Source organism: Comamonas sp. FG99 (genome assembly GCF_057808605.1).
Window position 1 is genome coordinate 82,888 of the sequence record NZ_JBMDII010000010.1, and the last position, 17,446, is coordinate 100,333.

Sequence of the window (17,446 nt, forward strand, 5' to 3'; positions counted from 1 at the left end):
CGATTGCACTACGCATGCCTGCAGCACATTAAACTCGCAGGCTGGAACCTGCTCAATCGACTTTTTTGCGCACTTCACATGAGCCTGAGGAATGTCAACAGCATTACACCAACTGCCCTCGCTTGACCTGGTGCGCGGCTTTGTCGCGGTGGGCCGGCGCATGAGCATCACGCTGGCGGCCGACGAGCTGTGCGTGACCCAATCCGCGGTGAGCCGGCAGATCCGCGCGCTCGAAGACGCCATGGGCCTGCAGTTGCTGGTGCGCGGCCACCGCTCCATCGCCTTCACGCCCGAGGGCGAGCGGCTGTTTCGCAGCGCCGACAGCGCGGTGCGGCAGCTGCAGGACGTGGTGGGCCTGCTCGCCAGCCGGCGCGAGCACCAGCCGGTCACCCTCTCGGCCAGCATTGGTTTCACCTCGCTGTGGCTGCTGCCCCGGCTGGGGCGCTTTCAGCAGCGCTGGCCGGGGCTGGACCTGCGGGTGGCGGCCGACAACCAGGTGCTGGATTTGCCGGGCCAGCGCAGCGGCGGCATCGATCTCGCCATCCGCTACTGCGCCGAGCGCGATGCGCCCGAGGGCGCGGTGCGGCTGTTCGGCGAGACCCTGGTGCCCATCGCGCACCCATCGCTCAAGATCCGCCCGCTGGATTCGCCCGAGGCGCTGGCCGGGCAGGTGCTGCTGGAGCTGGACATGCCGCACCGCCCCTGGCTGCATTGGGCCGACTGGCTGGCCGCGCTGGGGCTGCGCGAGGCGCGGCCCAAGGGCATGCTGCACTTCAACCAGTACGACCAGCTGGTGCAGGCGGCCATTGCCGGGCAGGGCATCGCCATCGGCCGCTATGAGCTGGTGGCGCCGATGCTGGCCGATGGCCGGCTGGCGGCCGTGGGGCCGCCCAACCGCGTGGCCAGCCCCTACAGCCACTGGCTGCTGCAGGTGCCGCAGCAGCCCGCGCAGCCCTGCGATGCGACGCGCAAGGTCATGGAGTGGATCCTGGCCGAGGCGGCCGACCTGCAGCCGCTGCGCAGTCCCCGCCCTGGCGCCAGGCGTCAGGCGGCCGTGGCCTCGCGCTCGCGGCGGTAGGCCAGCACCTTCAAGGCCCGCTCGGGCGAGATGTCGGCAAAGCTGGCGGGGTTGTCCACGCGCTGCACCAGGGCCAGCTCGGGTGCCAGCTCGCGCATCTGCTCCTGCAGGAAGGCCAGCGGCAGCTCGGGCGCGTTCAGGCACAGCAGCGCATGGCCGCCGGGTGCCAGCAGCGCGGGCAGGCGGCGCATCAGCCGGGCGTAGTCCTTGGTGGCGACGAAGCTGCCTTTCTGGTAGCTGGGCGGATCGACGACCACCAGATTCCACGGGCCGCCGCGGGTGATCTTGCCCCAGCTGCTGAAGATGTCGTGCGCCCAGAAGGCCGCGCCCGCGGCCAGGCCGTTGAGCCGGTGGTTGCCCTGGCCGGTGGCGAGTGCGCCGCGGGCCATGTCCACGTTGACGACTTCGGTGGCGCCGGCCGCCAGCGCCACCACCGAGAAGGCGCAGGTGTAGGCGAACAGGTTGAGCACCTTGAACGGGCCATCGCCGGCATTTGCAGCCACATGGCGGCGCACCCAGCGCCGGCCCTCGGCCATGTCGAGGAACAGGCCGTGGTTCTGGCCGCGCTGCACATGCACCTGGTAGCGCAGGCCGTCTTCGCTCACCACGTGCGGCTCGGGCACGCTGCCGTGCATCAGCCGGGTTTCGCTCTGCGCGCCATGGCGGCACTGGTAGATCCAGATCAAGGGCTGGCCGGGCGCGGCCTCTTGCCAGCGGGCGGCCAGCGCAGCGCCCACCGCGGCCAGCTCGCCGTCGGCGAGCGGCGCAAAGCTGGTCAGCACCAGCAGCGGCGGATAGGCGTCAAGCGCCAGGTGCTCGCAGCCCGGATGCAGGCCGCCGCGCCCATGAAACAGGCGCCGCGCTTCGCTGCCGGGTCCTATGCGGGCGATCGCCTCCAGCAGCGGCTGCATCAGGCCCCGGCTCCGGCCTCGCCAGCGGGCATGCTGGCGATGACCTGGGCCACGGCGGCGGTGAGCTTCTTGGCGTAGGGCACGTGCAGGAATTCGTTGGGGCCGTGGGCATTGCTCTTGGGGCCGAGCACGCCGCAGACCATCATCTGGGCCTTGGGGAAGCCCTCGCTCAGCATGCCCATCAGCGGGATCGAGCCGCCCTGGCCGATGAAGCCGCAGTCGGCGCCGAAATGCGCGCGGCTCGACTGGTTGAGCGCGTTCAGGAACCAGTCCGACGTGCCGGGCGCGTTCCAGCCGTTGGCGCCGCTGGCGCCTTCCCAGGTGACCTTGGCCTGGTAGGGTGCGTTGTCTTCGAGCAAGGCCTTGAGCTCCTGCATGCACTGCACCGCGTCCACCAGCGGGGGCAGGCGCAGGCTGAGCTTGAAGGCGGTGTAGGGGCGCAGCACGTTGCCGGCATCCTTCAGGGCCGGAAAGCCGTCGGCGCCGGTCACCGACAGCGTGGGCTCCCAGGTGCGCTTGAGCAGGGCCTGGGCCGGATCGGTGGTGGTGGGCAGCGCGAACAGCGTGGAGCCGTTGCAGTCGAAATGCGCCCACGGAAAGCGCCGGTACACCTCGTCGCCGAGGATGGCGGCGGTGGCCCTGGCCTGCTCGATGCGCTCCACCGGGATCTCGCAGTGAAAGCCCGCGGGCAGCAGGCGGCCGGTGGCGCTGTCCTCGAGCCGGTCGAGCACCTGGCGCATGATGCGGAACGACGAGGGCACCAGGCCCGAGGCATCGCCCGAGTGCACGCCTTCGGTCAGCACCTCGACCTTGAGCGTGCCGGCCACCATGCCGCGCAGGCTGGTGGTGAGCCAGAGCTGGTCATAGTTGCCCGCGCCCGAGTCCAGGCAGATCACCAGGCCCACGTCGCCCATGCGGGCCTTGAGCGCGTCGATGTAGGCCGGCAGGTCGCCCGAGCCGCTTTCCTCGCAGGTTTCGATCAGGCCGACGATGCGCGGATGCGGCACGTTCTGGCGCTTGAGCTCCTGCACCGCGGCGATGCTGGCATAGGTGGCATAGCCGTCGTCGGCGCCGCCGCGGCCATAGAGCTTGCCGTCCTCGTACTTGGGCGTCCAGGGGCCGAGGTCGCTGCGCCAGCCGGCGAATTCGGGCTGCTTGTCGAGGTGGCCGTACATCAGCACGGTTTGCCTGCTGGCACTTTGCGTGGCGGCGATCTCGAAGAACAGCACCGGCGTGCGGCCCGGCAGGCGCACCACTTCGAGCGTCAGGCCCGGCACCTTCTGCGCCTCCACCCAGGCGGCGGCATTGCGCACCACGGTGTCGATGAAGCCGTGCTGCGCCCAGTCGGCATCGAAGCCGGGCGACTTGGCCGGGATGGCGATGTAGTCGGTGAGCTGGCGCACGATGTCGCGGTCCCACTGCTGGCTGATATGGGAGAGGGCTTCACCTTGCTGCAGCACGGCGGCGTCGAGGCGGGCGTTCATGGGCGTTTCTCCAGGAAATCAATAGGCCGATTGTCCGGGATTGCCCGGTGGCTGCCGCCGCGGCCGCGCCAAAGCCGATGCACAGATGTCGGGTTATTTCAGGCAAAATCCGGCCCAAGGCCTTATGTATAAAGCGCTAAATGCTATTATTTATATAGCACTTAATTCAGTCATCATGCCGCTTCTTGCGAAACGCCAGCCAGGCAGCCACCACGGTGAAGGCGAGCACGATCGACACCACGATCCAGAAGCCGTGCTCGTGCTGGGCCAGCGGTATGCCGCCGACGTTCATGCCGAACAGGCCCGCCAGGATGTTGATGGGCAGCGCGAGCACGGTCACCACCGTGAGCACGAACAGGCTGTTGTTGTTGTCTTCGTTCACCGCGGCGGCCACCTCTTCCTGCAGCAGCTTGATGCGGTCCTGCAGCATCTGCATGTCGCGCAGCATCAGCGAGAACTCTTCGCTGGCGGCGGCAAGGCCCCGGCGGTCGTCCTCGGCCATCCAGGCGGGCGGCTGCTGCAGCAGGCGAAACAGCGCCGCCGGCTCGGGCGCCAGCAGCCGCTGCAGGCGCACCAGCAACCGCCGCAGCCGGCCCAGGTGGGTGCGCGGATGGTGGTAGCGCCGCGCCAGGATGGCGTCTTCGATCTGGTCGACGCGCGCGGTGGTGTCGCGCACCACCTTGACCAGCACGTCGGCCTGCGTGCGCATCAGGTGCTCCAGCAGCGCCGCGGCGCTGCCGGGGTTGTCGCCGCGGCCGACCGCATCGCGCAGCGCATCGGCCGAGCGCAGCGGCCGGGTGCGCGCGGTGACCACGAGGCGCTCGTGCACGCAGATCCACAGCGTGGCGATGTCGGCCGACTCGAAGTCGAATTCGAAGTTCACGTCGTTGAGCACCGCGACCAGCGCATCGTCGGCGCGCTCGATGCGGGTGGAGGTCAGCCCCTCGCGCAGCGCGTCGTAGAAGGTGTCGGGCAACGCGGCATGGCGCCTGAGCCAGCGCAGCGACTGGGTGTTGGCCAGGTTGAAGTGCAGCCAGAGAAACTCGCCCCCGCCCGATCCGGCGGCCAGCCATTCGGCGGCGGACGCCGCCGCCATGACCTGCGCGGGCTGGCGCACATCGCAGGCAAAGCGCCAGCCGCAGATCAGGCCGGCGCCATCGGCGCCAAGCGCTGGGGAAAGGGCAGCATCGTTCATGGGCGGTCAGCCCGCCATCATCGGCCCGGCGCATGACGGTTTGATGACAGCCGCCCGGCTTCAGGCATGCTCGAAATGGAACACCGCGGTGCTGGCCAGCGCGTTCGGCGCCAGGCGCTGCACCGCGCCGTTTTGCAGGCCGAAGGCGTCGATGATGCGCAGCTGGTTCTTCAGCGCCAGCACCTCGAAGTCCTTGAAGGTGCCGACGCGGATGTTCGGCGTGTCGTACCACTGGTAGGGCAGGCGGCGGGTGACGGGCATGCGCCCGAGCAGTACCGACAGCCGGTTGGGCCAGTGCGCGAAATTGGGGAAGGCGACGATCCCCTGGCGGCCGATGCGCGCGGTCTCGCGCAGCATCACCTCGGCGTTGCGCAAATGCGGCAGCGTGTCGATCTGCAGCACCATGTCGAAGCTGTTGTCCTCGAAGATGGCCAGGCCGTCTTCGAGGTTGAGCTGCAGCACGTTGACGCCGCGGCGCACGCAGGCGAGCACGTTGTCGTCGTTGTACTCGATGCCGTAGCCGGTGCAGCCGCGCTCGGCCTGCAAATAGGCCAGCAGGCTGCCGTCGCCGCAGCCCAGGTCGAGCACGCGCGCGCCCTGGGGCACGAGTTGCGCAATCGCGCGCAGGGTGGCTTTCTCGGTCATGCGGGCTCCTTGGCAATATCTGCTGCAATGTTCTCGAAGTAGGAGCGCATCACGCCCATGTAGCGCGGGTCATCGAGCAAGAATGCGTCGTGACCGTGCGGCGCGGCGATCTCGGCGTAGCTGATGGTGCGACGGTTGTCGAGCAGCGCCTTGACGATCTCGCGGCTGCGCGCCGGCGAAAAGCGCCAGTCGGTGGTGAAGCTCACCAGCAGGAATTTCGCCTGCGCGCCGGCCAGCGCCTGCGTGAGATCGCCGCCAAAGCGCTTGGCGGGGTCGAAATAATCCAGCGCGCGGGTGATGAGCAGGTAGGTGTTGGCGTCGAAATAGTCGCTGAACTTGTCGCCCTGGTAGCGCAGGTAGCTTTCGATCTGGAACTCCACGTCCTGCGTGCTGTATTTCAGCTCCAGCCCTTCGCGCAGCTGGCGGCCGAACTTCTCGTTCATCACGTCGTCGGAGAGGTAGGTGATGTGGCCGATCATGCGCGCGATGCGCAGCCCGCGCTTGGGCACCACGCCATGGCGGTAGAAGTGGCCGGCATGGAAGTCCGGGTCGGTGACGATGGCGCGCCGCGCCACCTCGTTGAAGGCGATGTTCTCGGCCGACAGGCAGGGCGCGCTGGCCACCACCACGGCATGGCGCATGCGCTCGGGGTACTGCAGCGACCACGACAGCGCCTGCATGCCGCCGAGGCTGCCGCCCAGCACGGCGGCCAGGCGCTCGATGCCCAGCCGGTCGAGCAGCCGCGCCTGGGCCTGGACCCAGTCCTCCACCGTCACCACCGGGAAATCCGCGCCATAGACCTGGCCGGAGTCGGGGTTCACATGCATGGGGCCGGTGGAGCCGAAGCACGAGCCCAGGTTGTTGACGCCGATGACGAAGAACTTGTTCGTGTCCACCGGCTTGCCCGGGCCGATCATGTTGTCCCACCAGCCTTCGCTCTTGGGCTGGCCCTCGTAGACCCCGGCCACGTGGTGCGAGGCGTTGAGCGCATGGCAGACCAGCACCGCGTTCGAGCGGTCGGCATTGAGCTGGCCATAGGTTTCGAAGGCGAGGTCGTAGCCACGGATGGAGGCGCCGCTGGCCAGCGCCAGCGCCTCCTCGAAATGCATGGACTGGGGTGTCGCGATGAATGACATAAAAAAACCCGGCAACGCTAAAAACGGGCCGGGTCGATGGTGTCGATTCGTCGGGCGGGTCTTTAGCTGGATTTATAAAGCGCCCGCAAGCTACGGCAAATCGGCGCCAGAAGTTGCAAAGTGTACCCCAGTCGGCGCCTTCGCGCCAGCATGGTCCGGCGCCGCCGCTCAAAAGGCATGGCGCAGCCCCACGCCCAGGCCGGCCTGGTTGACCCCGGCTGCAGGCAGCCCCCCGGCCTGGGCATTGCTCACGCTGAAGCTTGCATTGCCGCTGTTGCGCATATAGCCCAGCGAGGCATGGACCGCGGTGCGCCTGGAGAGGCTGTAGCTGCCGCGCAGCGCCAGCAGCTGGCCCCGGTCCGGGCTGCCCCGGTGCTTGAGCTGGCTGTACTGCACATCGAAGACCCAGGGACCCGTGGGGTAGGTGGCACCCACGAACCACAGGTCGCTGCGCGGCGAGGCCGCATAGCCGCCGTTGTCGCGGCGCATGTAGCCCGCGCCCAGCCTGGCCCCGGCAAGCCGGGCATAGCCGTTCAGCATGCTGCGCCGGTCGCTCCTGCCGCTGTCGCTCAGGCCGGCAAAGGCGCCCGGGCCGCCGCGCAGCGCATCGTGCGCCAGCGCCACGCCCCAGGCAGCGGCGTCGTACTTGAGCATGGCCGACCATTCGCGGCACGCGCTCTTGCCGCCTGCGCTTTCGCCGGCGCAGTTCGTGCCCGAGGGGCTGGGGCCGGCGTTGACGGCATCGCGGCCAAAGCTGTAGGTGGCCCCCACGGTCCAGCCGGCGAAGCGGCCCTGGTAGGACAGCGCATTGTCCGCACGCGCATTGGGAAAGTAGCTGTCGAGACTGCCGAGCCCGAACATGTTCGGGCCGAGGACATCGGCCTGCGCCATCGACCAGAACAGCATGGTGTACTGGCGCCCGAGCCCGAGCGCGCCCCATGCGCCATCGAGGCTGGCGAAGGACTGGCGCCCGAACGCCCGCCCGCCCTGGTTCATCACGCCCGAGTCGGCGCCAACGCCCATCTCCAGCGTGAAGCCCGCGCCGAGGCCGCCGCCCAGGTCCTCGCGGCCGCGAAACCCCAGGCGCGAAGGCACGCTGCCGGTCAGCGCGGGCGCCCTGGTCAGGCTGGAGCGGCCGGGGCCCACATGGGTCAGGAACTCGACCGCGGTATCCAGCACGCCGTAGATTTGCAGCTGCGCGGATGCGGGCTGGGCCGGTGCGCCGCCAGCGGCGCACAGCAAGGCGAGGGCGAGGGCAGGCTTGCCCCCTGCGGGTTGCGGTTTCATGTCTGTCTCCTTGGTTGATGGCGGGTGCCGCGCCGCGCTCAGCGGTCTTCGAGAATCAGGTGGCCGACGGCGGTGTTGGATGCGGGCACGTGGTAGAAGCGGTGCGCCACCCGCGGCGCGGCGCCCGCGGCCGCGTCGGCCATCGCGCCGCGCGCCACCAGCCACATGACCAGCTCGATGCCTTCGCTGCCCGCCTCGCGCAGGTATTCGGCATGCGCCAGCTGGGCCAGCTCGGCCGGCGCGGCGATCAGGCGGTCCATGAAGCACTGGTCCCACGGGGTATTGATCAGGCCGGCGCGGCCGCCCTGCAGCTGGTGGCTCATGCCGCCGGTGCCCCAGACCTGGACGTTCAGGTCCTCGTCGTAGCTCTCGACCGCGCGGCGGATGGCCTGCCCCAGCCGCCAGCAGCGCTGGCCCGAAGGCACCGGGTACTGCACCACGTTGACGGCCAGCGGGATGACGGCAAACGGCCAGGCGTCGGCCGGGCCGTGCTCGCCGCACATCAGCGACAGCGGCACCGTCAGCCCATGGTCGACGTCCAGCCGGTTGGCGATGGTGAGATCGAAATCCTCCTGGATCACGCTGTGCGCGATGTGCGCCGCCAGCTCGCCGTGGCCGGCGACCATGGGCACCGGACGCGGCCCCCAGCCCTCGTCGGCGGGCGCATACTGCGCCGCCGTGCCCAGGGCGAAGGTTGGTATCAGGTCAAGGCTGAAGGCACTGGCGTGGTCGTTGTAGACGAGCAGCACCACGTCCGGGCGCTGGCGCCGCAGCCATTGCCGCGAGAAGGCGTAGCCATCGAACACCGGCTTCCAGTAGGGCTCCTGCGTCTTGCGCAAATCCATGGCCGCGCCGATGGCGGGTACATGGGAGGTGTAGACGGATGCGGTAATGCGTGCCATGGGGCGGGCTCCCGGTTCACAACGGCAGGCCGGCATACTGCTCGGCCAGGCTTGCCAGCGCGCGCTCGCAGCGGCGCAAATGCTGGAACTCGTTGAGGCGCACCTTCCTGTCGAAGCCCGAGTCCTGTGGAAAGACGTGCAGCAGCTTGGTCAGCCACCACGACAGGCGCTCGGCCGACCACACGCGCTGCAGGGCGGTCGCCGAGTAGCCATCCAGCAGCGCGTCCTGCCGCAGGCGGTAGTGCGCATCGAGCGCCCGCGAGAGGTAGTGCACATCCGACACGGCCAGGTTCAGCCCCTTGGCCCCGGTGGGCGGCACGATGTGGGCCGCATCGCCCGCCAGGAACAGGCGGCCATGGCGCATCGGCTCGGCCACGAAGCTGCGCAGCGGGGCGATGGACTTCTCTATGCTCGGGCCGGTGACCAGGGTCTGCGCCAGCTCGGCGGGCAGCCGGGCGCGGAACTCGTCCCAGAACCGCTCGTCCGGCCAGTCGTTGATGTCCGCATCCATGTCGCACTGGATGTAGTAGCGGCTGAGCATCGGGCTGCGCTGCGATGCCAGCGCGAAGCCGCGCTCGTGCCGGGCATAGATCAGCTCCGGCATCGGCGGCGTGCGCGACATGATGCCCAGCCAGCCAAAGGGGTAGACCTGTTCGTAGGTGCGCAGCACGCTGGCGGGAATCGACTGGCGGCCCACGCCGTGGAAGCCGTCGCAGGCGGCGATGAAATCGCAGTCGATGCGGCCCGCTTCGCCATGCCGGCTGTAGCTCACCCAGGGATGCTCGCCCGTCAGTTCGTGCAAGGCCACATCGGCGGCCTCGTCCAGGATCTCGATGCCCGCGCGGTCATGCGCGGCATACAGGTCTTCGGTGATCGCCGTCTGCCCATAGGCCATCATGGGGCGGCCCGCATACCGGGCGGCATCGATCAGCACCGAGCCCTCGTCCTGCCACACCATCAGCGTGCCGTCATGCGCCAGCCCCTCGCGGTCCATGCGCTCGCCCAGGCCCACGTCGCGCAGCAGCTGCACCGTGCCGTGCTCCAGCACCCCGGCGCGGATGCGCTGCAGCACATAGCCGCGGCTTTGGCGCTCCAGCACGATGCTGGAGATGCCCTGCAGGCGCAGGATGTGCAAGAGCAGCAGCCCGGCCGGGCCGCCGCCGATGATGGCCACCTGGGTCCTGGTGGTGGTGGTCTTGGTGGTTGTCATGCCGTCTGCCTCCTTGTCCTGTCAGCGATTCATCCATGCCCGCAGCGCGTGCGACACCGCCTGGGGCTGCTCCATCGTCGTCATGTGGCCGCTGTGCTCCACCACCACCAGGCGCGCCGCCGGGCACAGGCTGCGCATGCCCTCATGGCGCTCCAGCGGGCTCCAGGCATCCTGCCGGCCGCACAGCAACAGCGTCGGGCAGCGCAGGCCAGGCAGCACGCCGCGCGCATCCGGCCGGTGGATCAAGGCCTGCAGCTGGGCGGCGAATTCATCGGGTGTGCTGCGCTCGATCATGGCCAGGATCTCGCCAAACACCGGGGTGTCCACATGGTCCGGATGCACCATGCCGCGCGCCCAGCGCTCGCCCATGGCACGCATGCCCTGGGTGCGCGCCGTCTGCAGCAAGGCCATGCGCCCGGCGATTTCATGCGCGCCCGCGGCGCCAGCCGCAATGGGCGCGATCCCCGTATCCAACAGGGCAAGGCGTTCGACACGCCCGGGCGCCAGCCGCGCGATCTCCAGCGCCACGCGCCCCCCCATCGAATGGCCCGCCAGCGCAAAGCGCGGCGCAGCCACGCTCGCGAGCACCGCAGTGGCCATGGCGCCGATGGAGTCGGCCAGGCCGTAGCCGGGCACGACGCATGCGGCATCGTCCAGCGCCGCGCACTGCGCGCGCCAGACCGCCTCGTCGCACAGCAGCCCGGGCAGCAGAACCAGGGTGGTTTGCCTGCTCATCGCGTCAGGCCCCCCTGCCCTGGCGTTCGTGCAGATAGCGATTGCCGTCGGGCGAGCGGCCGCCCGCCAGCATCATGTCGCGGTAGGCCGCTTCGCTCATGCCGCTCATCGTCGAGACCATCTGCAGCACGCTGACACCGTCCGTCGCGCCGATCTTGACCAGGAAGTAGATGTTCCCGCCCAGCGCGATGCAGCGATTGAGATCGCGCTCGAGCACGGCCTGCCGCTGCTCGGGCGACATCGGCCATTCGGCCAGGTAGGCGCGCTCGTCGGCCTTGAAGCGGACCCGGTTGTCCGGCTGCATCAGGCTCATGCAGAACTGGTTGAGCCAATACCCCTTGCGCGACTGCTGCGCATCGAACACGGTCGTTCCGGGGATGTCGAGATAAGGTTTGTGCAAGGCCATGGCGGCTGCCTTCTCATGCGGTTGCGGGAAAGGGAAAAAGGGGAGCTCAATGCGCGCCGGCCGACTGCGGCGGCATGCCGTGCAGATCGCGCCCGGCGCCGCAAGCCAGCACCGCCACGGCGGCCAACGCCAACGGCAGTGCAAACAGGTAGTACAGCGCCAGGGGCTGCCAGCCGCCGTCCAGCAGCAGGCCCGCCGCCATCGGCGACACGATGGCGCCTGCCCGGCCGATGCCTATGGCCCAGCCCATGCCGGTCACGCGCACCGCGGGCGAATAGGTGGCGGGTACCAGCGCGTACAGGCCGCACATCGAGGCCTGCTGGAACAGCCCCATCACCACCAGGAATGCGATGCCGAACGCCAGCCCCAGGCCGGCCGAGGCGAGCGCGAATGCCAGCGTGGCCATGCTCGCCACCAGAAGGCTGGCCGCGGCCAGCCAGGCCAGGCGCATGCGTACCGCCAGCACGCCGAAAAGGCTGCCGCCGACGATGCCGCCCAGGTTCAGCAGTACCCCGCCGCTCACGCCCTGGCTGGCCGACAGGCCCACCGCCACCAGCAGCTTCGGCGTCCAGCTCATCGTGAAATAAAAGCTCAGCATCAGGAGGAAGAAGCTGCCCCAGACCATGAGGGTCTTCATGGCCAGCGGGCCGCGCAGCAGCGCGGCGACCGTGTTGCCGCGCCCGCCCGCCGCCTGCGCGCGCTCGGCCTCGGGCAGCTGCGCCAGCCGCGGCTGCCCCATGCGCTCCAGCAAGCGGTTGAGCTTGCCCAATGCCCCCGCGGGACGGCGCTCGATCAGGAAGTCCACCGATTCGGGCAGGCGCCACAGCACCACCGGGATCATCAGCGCCGACATGGCTGCGCCGAACACGAACACCATGCGCCAGCCATGGTGCTCCAGCAGCCAGGCGGCGGCCAGCCCGCCCAGGGTCGCCCCGATGGGATAGCCCGTGGCCTGCAGCGCCACGCAGCTGCTGCGCCATTTGCCCGATGCGTATTCGGAGGCGATCACGCCCACGCTGGCAAGCATGCCGCCGATGCCCACGCCGGTCAGCCCGCGCAGCAGCGCAAGCTGCCAATGCGCCTGGGCAGCCGCCGATGCCAGCATGCCGATAGTGACCACCGCCAGGCACAGCAATGTGATCGGCTGCCGGCCGATGCGGTCGCCCAGCGGCGCCAGCAGCAGCGAGCCGGCCGCCATGCCGAACAGCCCGGCGCTGAACAGCAGCCCCAGCTGCTTGCCGCTGAGCGCCCACTCGGCCGAGACCGACGCGGCGGTGAAGGCCATCACCAGCACGTCAAAGCCGTCGAGCATGATGAGCATGGTGCAGATGGCCACCGCCATCCATTGGAAAGAAGTCATCGGCGCTTGGTCGAGCCGGCCGCGGATATCCGTCATACAAGTCCTCGTCAAGAACAGGTTGTCTCCAGCCCCTTGCCGCCATCCTGCGCGGCTGGGTGCTTTGATGACGGCCAGTATCCGCAGGGCGCTGCCGGCGCGCCAATCAATAGTGCTCCATGGCAATGCGTTTTTCTTATACCTATCTCATTCGGCGTACAACACGAAGCGCGCCTCGCGACGCTGTATGCGCCATGCGCCATCGGCCTGCCGGCGCAGCAGGTCGTCGAACTCGCCAACGACCTGGCGGGCATGCGCGGGCCTGCCGAAGGCCCCCGGCGGCGCCTCGGCGCTGCCAGACCACAGCAGCACATAGCTGCAGGCGCGCGCCAGCCCGTCCGCGCGGATATCCACCACGGTATTGGCCACCAGGTGGCGCGTCATCCGGTCCGCTGGCCGCGCCGCATAGCTGCGGCGGATGGCCTCGCGCCCCTGCAGCACCGCACTGCCAGGGCGCAGCAGCGCCCCATCCTCGGCAAACAGCGCGGCAAACGCAGCGGCATCGCCAGCATCGACATGCCGCACACTGCGCTCGACCACTTCGCGGCAGGCCAGTTTCTCCATCCACATTGCTTGCTCGTTCATTCCCGCATCTCCCTGGTTCTCGGCCGCGCCCGGTCGCCGCCTTGGGCGATTGTCGGCAGCAGCGCAATGAAAAATAGCTCCCCACGCTCCCCACTGCGTGTGGTCGCCGCCCCTCCGAGAGGGGCGCTTTTCATCTTGGGGCAGCCAGCGATGAAAAAGGCTGCAAAGCTATGCAAATTGCTTGTACCATGCCGGCACCTGCCTGCGTTTTTCGCCCCCGCCATGCCCGCCCAGACCGAATCCGCACTGCTGCCCCATCTGCGCGCCTTGCGCGCGCTGCAGGCCGTTGCCGCATACGGCTCGACCGTGGCCGCGGCGCAGGCGGTTCACCTGTCGCAGCCGGCCATCACCCGCTCCATCCACCGGCTGGAGCAGGCCTGCGGCCAGCCGCTGTTCATCCGCACGACCCGGGGCATGCGGCCCACGGCCCAGGGACAGCAGCTGGCGCGGCGCGCCGGCGTGCTGCTGGAGCGCCTGGAAACCGGCGCGCGCGAAGCCATGGCCCAGGGCGCCAGCCTGCGCGCCCGCCCCCATGCCGCACCACGCTTCGCCCATGCCGTCACCGCCAGCCAGATCCGCGCGCTCATCGCCGTGGCGGCTTGCGGCAGCGAGTCGCGGGCCGCGGCGCAGCTGGGCGTCTCGCAGCCGGCCGTCTATGCCGCGCTGCAGGAGCTGGAGCAGCTGCTGGAGATCGGCCTGTTCTACAAGCAGCCCTCGGGCACGCGGCTGACGCCGCCGGGCGAGGCGCTGCTGCTGCGCGTCAAGCAGGCCGTGGCCGAGCTGCGCGGCATGGCCGGCGACATGGCCGCCTGGCTGGGCCAGACGCGCGGCCATGTCACCGTGGGCGTGCTGCCGCTGTCCGCGCCCATTTTTCTGCCGCGGGCGCTGCAGCTGCTGATGCGGCAATACCCCGAGGTGCAGGTGAAGATCGTCGATGGCGCCTACGAAAACCTGATGCGCCAGCTGCTGAGCGCCGACATCGACGCCATCGTCGGCGCGCTGCGCCAGGAGCCGCCGTCCGCCGAAGTGCAGCAGCATGCGCTGTTCGAGGACGACCTGGTCATCGTGGCGCACCGCGACCACCCCTGCTTCCAGTTCCCCGGGCTGCAGCCTGCGGACCTGCTGCGCTGGCCCTGGGTGGCGCCGCTGCCGCACACGCCGGCCGATCGCATCTGGCGCGGCATCTTTGCCGCCAGCGGCCTGCCCGCGCCGAGCGACCGGCTGTGCGCCGGCAGCCCCATCATGACGCAGGCCCTGGCGCTGCAGACCGGCCTGCTGGCCTTGGCATCGCGCGGCGATGCACTGCTGGAAAGGCATGGCGGCGCGCTGCGCATCGTGCTGGACGGGTTGCCGGGCTCCACCCGCAGGATCGGCATCGCCACGCGCGCCACGACCGTGCCGTCGCCCGAGCTGCAGGCCTTCATCGACTGCTGCCGCAAGGCGGCGGCGGCTCACGCCAGCGGCAGGCCCACATAGTTCTCGGCCAGCGCCGCGGAGGCGGCGGGGGAGTGGACGATGTAGTCCAGCTCGGCCTGCTGCACCCGGGCGTCGAACGCGCCGGCCTCGGGAAAGCGGTGCATCAGCGAGGTCATCCACCACGAGAAGCGCTCGGCCTTCCAGATGCGGGCCAGGCAGCGGCTGGAATAGCCGTCGATGCCCGCATCGCTGCGCTCGCCATAGTGCTGCGCCAGCGCCTGGGCCAGGAAGCCCACGTCCGAGGCGGCCAGGTTCAAGCCCTTGGCGCCGGTGGGCGGCACGATGTGGGCCGCGTCGCCCGCCAGGAACAGCCGGCCAAAGCGCATCGGCTCGGTCACGAAGCTGCGCAATGGGGCAATGCTTTTCTCCAGCGACGGGCCGGTCACCAGCCGCTCGCGCGCCTCGGGGTCCAGGCGCAGCCGCAGCTCCTGCCAGAAGGCCTCGTCGCTCCAGTTCTCGGCCTTCTCGGTCAGCGGCACCTGCAGGTAGTAGCGGCTGCGCGCGGCGCTTCGCTGGCTGCACAGCGCGAAGCCGCGCTCGGTGTGGGCATAAATCAGCTCGTCGGACACCGGCGGCGTATCGGCCAGCAGGCCCAGCCAGCCAAAGGGGTAGACCTTCTCGAAGGTCTGGATGCGCCCGGCCGGCACGCTGGCGCGGCACACGCCATGAAAGCCGTCGCAGCCGGCGATGAAGTCGCATTCGATCTCATGCACCTGGCCGTCCTTCTCGTAGCGCACCCGGGGGCGGGAGCCATCGAAGTCCAGCGGCTGCACCTGGCTGGCCTCGTAGATCGTCGTCAAGCCCTCGGTGGCGCGCACCTCCATCAGGTCGCGCGTGACCTCGGTCTGGCCGTAGACCATCACGCGCTTGCCGCCGGTCAGGCCATGCAGGTCGATGCGATGGCGCCGGCCGCCGAACAGCAGCTCGATGCCTTCGTGCGGCAGGCCCTCGGCATGCATGCGCCGGGCGCCTCCCGCCTGTTCGAGCAGATCCACCGTCACCTGCTCCAGCACGCCGGCGCGGATGCGGCCGAGCACATAGTCGGCGCTGCGCTGTTCGAGGATGATGTTGTCGATGCCGGCCTTGTACAGCAGCTGGCCGAGCAGCAGGCCCGCCGGGCCGGCGCCGATGATGGCGACTTGGGTTCGCATGGTGCTCGTCTCCTGGTTAGTAATGCCTCCGAGCTTATGCAAGCCCCCCCGGCAAGGCGATGGGCTGGCGCGTGATTTGCGCGATCACCGCGCAATGTGCGCGACAATCGCCCAAAACTCCACCCCACCACCATGCCGCAACCCGACTTCCCCATCGCCCCGCAGGACTTCATCGCCGGGCTGGCCAAGGGCCTGGCCGTGCTCGAAAGCTTCGACACCGAGCGCCAGCGCCTCAATGCCACGGTGGCGGCGCAGCGTGCCGGCATCACGCGCACCGCAGCGCGGCGCCATCTGCTGACGCTGACCCACCTGGGCTACCTGGAGACCGACGGGCGCCAGTTCTGGCTGGCCTCCAAGGTGCTGCGCCTGTCGGGCAGCTACCTGGCATCGGCCCGCCTGCCGCGGCTGGTGCAGCCCGAGCTGCACCGGCTGGCGGCGCAGACGGGGCTGTCGTACTCGTGCGTGGTGCGCGATGGCGGCGAGGTGGTGATCGTGGCGCGCAGCGCGGTGCACGAAAGCGGCCAGCGCGTGCTGGCCCACGGCCTGCACCTGGGCAGCCGCCTGCCGGCCCATGCCACCTCCACCGGCCGCGTGCTGCTGGCGGCGCTGCCCCAGGCCGAGCTGGAGCGCTGGCTGGCCGAGCGCGAGCTGCCGCGCCTGACGGCGCACACCGCCACCGATGCCGCGGCGCTGCGCACCCTGCTGCAGCAGGTGCGCCAGCAGGACTACTGCGTGGCCCTGGAAGAACATGAGCTGGGCGTGCAGGCGCTGGCAGTGCCGCTGCGCGACATGGCCGGGCGGACCGTGGCCGCGCTCAACCTGGTGACCTCGCCGCAGCGCATGGCGCCGGCCACCATGGTGGCGCAGCTGCTGCCGCTGCTGCAGGAGGCGGCGCGCGAACTGCGCCCGCTGCTTTAGACGAAGTTGCCTAGACCTGCAGGCTGAGCTGCCGCAGCACCTCGGAGGTACGCTGGATCAGCGGCGTGGCCTTGCGCTTGGCCGACTGCGCCAGGCATAGCGTGATGGCGACATGCGGCGCTTCGATGGGCGTCACCGCCAGGCCCGCATGGGCGCCGTGGTTGCTGAGCGCACTGCGGGTGAGGGCGGCATAGCCGTAGCCGCCGCGCACCAGGTCGAGGATGACGGGCACGCTCGACACCTCCCACACCACGCGCAGCTTGACCTGCGACAGCGTGGCCTGGGCCTCCATCAGCTTGCGGAAGATCTGCCCGTGCTGCGGCATGATCAGCGGAAAGCCGGACAGCTCCTCGAAGCGCACCGAGGCGCGCCCGCCCAGCTCGCCCTGCGGCCCCACCAGGCACAAGCGCTCTTCGAGCACCGGCGTGATCTCGATGTGCGGCTGCGGCTCGGGCGAATAGACCAAGCCCAGGTCCATGCGGCCGGTGGTCAGCCATTCGGCGATGTTCATCGAGAAGCCCTCGACCAGCGCCAGCCGCGCCTTGGGCATCTCGCGGCTGAAGACGTCGATCAGCGGCAGGGTCAGCCGCCGCGCCAGGCTGGGCGGCAGGCCCACCACGATGCGGCCCACCGGTTCGCCGCGCTGGGCACCCAGGTCTTCCCGGGCCAGCGCCACGCGCTGCATGATCGCATGGCCATGCTCGAGCAGGCGGCGGCCGGCGTCGGTCAACGTCACGCCGCGGCCGGTGCGGATCAGCAGCGTCTCGCGCAGCTCGGTCTCCAGCGCGCGCACCTGCCGGCTCAGCGCGGGCTGCGCGGTATCGAGCAGCACCGCGGCCTTGCTGAAGCTGCCGGTCTCGGCCACATGCACAAAGGTTTCAATCTGCTGCAGGTTCATCGATGCAGGCGCGCCTCGTCTGAAATGGGTTTC

At 69.7% G+C, this 17,446-nt stretch carries 17 protein-coding genes; 3 read left to right on the forward strand and 14 right to left on the reverse strand.

Going from position 1 to position 17,446, the window contains the following annotated elements; all coding sequences use genetic code 11:
- Nucleotides 1-91: 91 nt before the first annotated feature.
- Nucleotides 92-1,078, forward strand: coding sequence for a LysR substrate-binding domain-containing protein (locus tag ACODRX_RS08980; RefSeq protein ID WP_488871053.1), 987 nt, complete (start codon nt 92-94; stop codon nt 1,076-1,078).
- Here the strand turns inward: ACODRX_RS08980 and ACODRX_RS08985 are convergent.
- The 12 genes from ACODRX_RS08985 to ACODRX_RS09040 all read right to left on the reverse strand — a co-directional run bounded on the left by ACODRX_RS08985 (nt 1,045) and on the right by ACODRX_RS09040 (nt 12,970).
- Nucleotides 1,045-1,989: a class I SAM-dependent methyltransferase gene (locus ACODRX_RS08985; RefSeq protein ID WP_488871055.1), complete on the reverse strand. Its 945-nt coding sequence runs from the start codon at nt 1,987-1,989 to the stop codon at nt 1,045-1,047. The genes ACODRX_RS08980 and ACODRX_RS08985 overlap by 34 nt on opposite strands.
- On the reverse strand, nt 1,989-3,473 hold the full coding sequence (locus ACODRX_RS08990) for a M20 family metallopeptidase (RefSeq protein ID WP_488871056.1): 1,485 nt from the start codon (nt 3,471-3,473) through the stop codon (nt 1,989-1,991). Before ACODRX_RS08990 ends, ACODRX_RS08985 begins: the two co-directional genes overlap by 1 nt.
- A 166-nt stretch (nt 3,474-3,639) precedes the next feature.
- Nucleotides 3,640-4,668: a transporter gene (locus tag ACODRX_RS08995; RefSeq protein ID WP_488871057.1), complete on the reverse strand. Its 1,029-nt coding sequence runs from the start codon at nt 4,666-4,668 to the stop codon at nt 3,640-3,642.
- Between the two features lie 60 nt (nt 4,669-4,728).
- A complete protein-coding gene (gene metW / locus ACODRX_RS09000; protein ID WP_488871058.1) occupies nt 4,729-5,313 on the reverse strand; it encodes a methionine biosynthesis protein MetW in 585 nt (194 codons plus the stop codon).
- Entirely contained in the window at nt 5,310-6,449 is a 1,140-nt protein-coding gene (gene metX, locus ACODRX_RS09005) for a homoserine O-succinyltransferase MetX (protein WP_488871059.1), read from the reverse strand. The genes metW and metX overlap by 4 nt, the downstream gene beginning before the upstream one ends.
- Nucleotides 6,450-6,617: 168 nt before the next feature.
- Nucleotides 6,618-7,736, reverse strand: a complete 1,119-nt coding sequence (locus ACODRX_RS09010) for a porin (protein ID WP_488871061.1) — start codon at nt 7,734-7,736, stop codon at nt 6,618-6,620.
- Between the two features lie 38 nt (nt 7,737-7,774).
- Nucleotides 7,775-8,638 (reverse strand): class III extradiol dioxygenase subunit beta, encoded by an 864-nt coding sequence (locus ACODRX_RS09015; protein ID WP_488871062.1) that lies wholly within the window; start codon nt 8,636-8,638, stop codon nt 7,775-7,777.
- A 16-nt stretch (nt 8,639-8,654) separates the two neighbouring features.
- Nucleotides 8,655-9,848, reverse strand: a complete 1,194-nt coding sequence (gene pobA, locus ACODRX_RS09020) for a 4-hydroxybenzoate 3-monooxygenase (RefSeq protein ID WP_488871063.1) — start codon at nt 9,846-9,848, stop codon at nt 8,655-8,657.
- A gap of 21 nt (nt 9,849-9,869) precedes the next feature.
- Complete coding sequence (locus ACODRX_RS09025) at nt 9,870-10,583, reverse strand: alpha/beta fold hydrolase (RefSeq protein WP_488871065.1); 714 nt, start codon at nt 10,581-10,583, stop codon at nt 9,870-9,872.
- A gap of 4 nt (nt 10,584-10,587) precedes the next feature.
- The gene (ligA, locus tag ACODRX_RS09030; protein ID WP_488871067.1) at nt 10,588-10,989 is read right to left on the reverse strand and encodes a protocatechuate 4,5-dioxygenase subunit alpha; all 402 of its coding nucleotides are present in this window, start codon (nt 10,987-10,989) and stop codon (nt 10,588-10,590) included.
- Nucleotides 10,990-11,035: 46 nt separating this feature from the next.
- On the reverse strand, nt 11,036-12,385 hold the full coding sequence (locus tag ACODRX_RS09035) for an MFS transporter (RefSeq protein ID WP_488871068.1): 1,350 nt from the start codon (nt 12,383-12,385) through the stop codon (nt 11,036-11,038).
- 147 nt (nt 12,386-12,532) lie between these two features.
- A complete protein-coding gene (locus tag ACODRX_RS09040; protein WP_488871069.1) occupies nt 12,533-12,970 on the reverse strand; it encodes an SgcJ/EcaC family oxidoreductase in 438 nt (145 codons plus the stop codon).
- A 222-nt stretch (nt 12,971-13,192) separates the two neighbouring features.
- On the opposite strand from ACODRX_RS09040, the gene ACODRX_RS09045 reads away from it, so the two are divergent.
- Nucleotides 13,193-14,446, forward strand: a complete 1,254-nt coding sequence (locus ACODRX_RS09045) for a LysR family transcriptional regulator (protein ID WP_488871070.1) — start codon at nt 13,193-13,195, stop codon at nt 14,444-14,446.
- Here ACODRX_RS09045 and pobA (ACODRX_RS09050) read toward each other — a convergent pair.
- The gene (gene pobA, locus ACODRX_RS09050; RefSeq protein ID WP_488871072.1) at nt 14,422-15,597 is read right to left on the reverse strand and encodes a 4-hydroxybenzoate 3-monooxygenase; all 1,176 of its coding nucleotides are present in this window, start codon (nt 15,595-15,597) and stop codon (nt 14,422-14,424) included. The genes ACODRX_RS09045 and pobA (ACODRX_RS09050) overlap by 25 nt on opposite strands.
- Nucleotides 15,598-15,729: 132 nt before the next feature.
- Between pobA (ACODRX_RS09050) and ACODRX_RS09055 the strand changes: the two genes are divergently transcribed.
- On the forward strand, nt 15,730-16,515 hold the full coding sequence (locus ACODRX_RS09055) for an IclR family transcriptional regulator domain-containing protein (protein ID WP_488871073.1): 786 nt from the start codon (nt 15,730-15,732) through the stop codon (nt 16,513-16,515).
- A gap of 10 nt (nt 16,516-16,525) precedes the next feature.
- Here ACODRX_RS09055 and ACODRX_RS09060 read toward each other — a convergent pair whose 3' ends face one another.
- Complete coding sequence (locus ACODRX_RS09060; RefSeq protein WP_488871075.1) at nt 16,526-17,413, reverse strand: LysR family transcriptional regulator; 888 nt, start codon at nt 17,411-17,413, stop codon at nt 16,526-16,528.
- Nucleotides 17,414-17,446 lie beyond the last annotated feature (33 nt).

Bases quoted from the DNA above. Each gene is read 5' to 3' on its own strand.
- ACODRX_RS09010 (WP_488871061.1), bottom strand. From the start codon at position 7,736: ATGAAACCGCAACCCGCAGGGGGCAAGCCTGCCCTCGCCCTCGCCTTG.
- ACODRX_RS09025 (WP_488871065.1), bottom strand. From the start codon at position 10,583: ATGAGCAGGCAAACCACCCTGGTTCTGCTGCCCGGGCTGCTGTGCGAC.
- ACODRX_RS08985 (WP_488871055.1), bottom strand. From the start codon at position 1,989: ATGCAGCCGCTGCTGGAGGCGATCGCCCGCATAGGACCCGGCAGCGAA.
- ACODRX_RS08980 (WP_488871053.1), top strand. From the start codon at position 92: ATGTCAACAGCATTACACCAACTGCCCTCGCTTGACCTGGTGCGCGGC.
- ACODRX_RS08995 (WP_488871057.1), bottom strand. From the start codon at position 4,668: ATGAACGATGCTGCCCTTTCCCCAGCGCTTGGCGCCGATGGCGCCGGC.
- ACODRX_RS08990 (WP_488871056.1), bottom strand. From the start codon at position 3,473: ATGAACGCCCGCCTCGACGCCGCCGTGCTGCAGCAAGGTGAAGCCCTC.
- ACODRX_RS09055 (WP_488871073.1), top strand. From the start codon at position 15,730: ATGCCGCAACCCGACTTCCCCATCGCCCCGCAGGACTTCATCGCCGGG.
- ACODRX_RS09060 (WP_488871075.1), bottom strand. From the start codon at position 17,413: ATGAACCTGCAGCAGATTGAAACCTTTGTGCATGTGGCCGAGACCGGC.
- pobA (WP_488871063.1), bottom strand. From the start codon at position 9,848: ATGACAACCACCAAGACCACCACCACCAGGACCCAGGTGGCCATCATC.
- pobA (WP_488871072.1), bottom strand. From the start codon at position 15,597: ATGCGAACCCAAGTCGCCATCATCGGCGCCGGCCCGGCGGGCCTGCTG.
- ACODRX_RS09045 (WP_488871070.1), top strand. From the start codon at position 13,193: ATGCCCGCCCAGACCGAATCCGCACTGCTGCCCCATCTGCGCGCCTTG.
- ACODRX_RS09040 (WP_488871069.1), bottom strand. From the start codon at position 12,970: ATGAACGAGCAAGCAATGTGGATGGAGAAACTGGCCTGCCGCGAAGTG.
- metX (WP_488871059.1), bottom strand. From the start codon at position 6,449: ATGTCATTCATCGCGACACCCCAGTCCATGCATTTCGAGGAGGCGCTG.
- ACODRX_RS09035 (WP_488871068.1), bottom strand. From the start codon at position 12,385: ATGACGGATATCCGCGGCCGGCTCGACCAAGCGCCGATGACTTCTTTC.
- ligA (WP_488871067.1), bottom strand. From the start codon at position 10,989: ATGGCCTTGCACAAACCTTATCTCGACATCCCCGGAACGACCGTGTTC.
- metW (WP_488871058.1), bottom strand. From the start codon at position 5,313: ATGACCGAGAAAGCCACCCTGCGCGCGATTGCGCAACTCGTGCCCCAG.
- ACODRX_RS09015 (WP_488871062.1), bottom strand. From the start codon at position 8,638: ATGGCACGCATTACCGCATCCGTCTACACCTCCCATGTACCCGCCATC.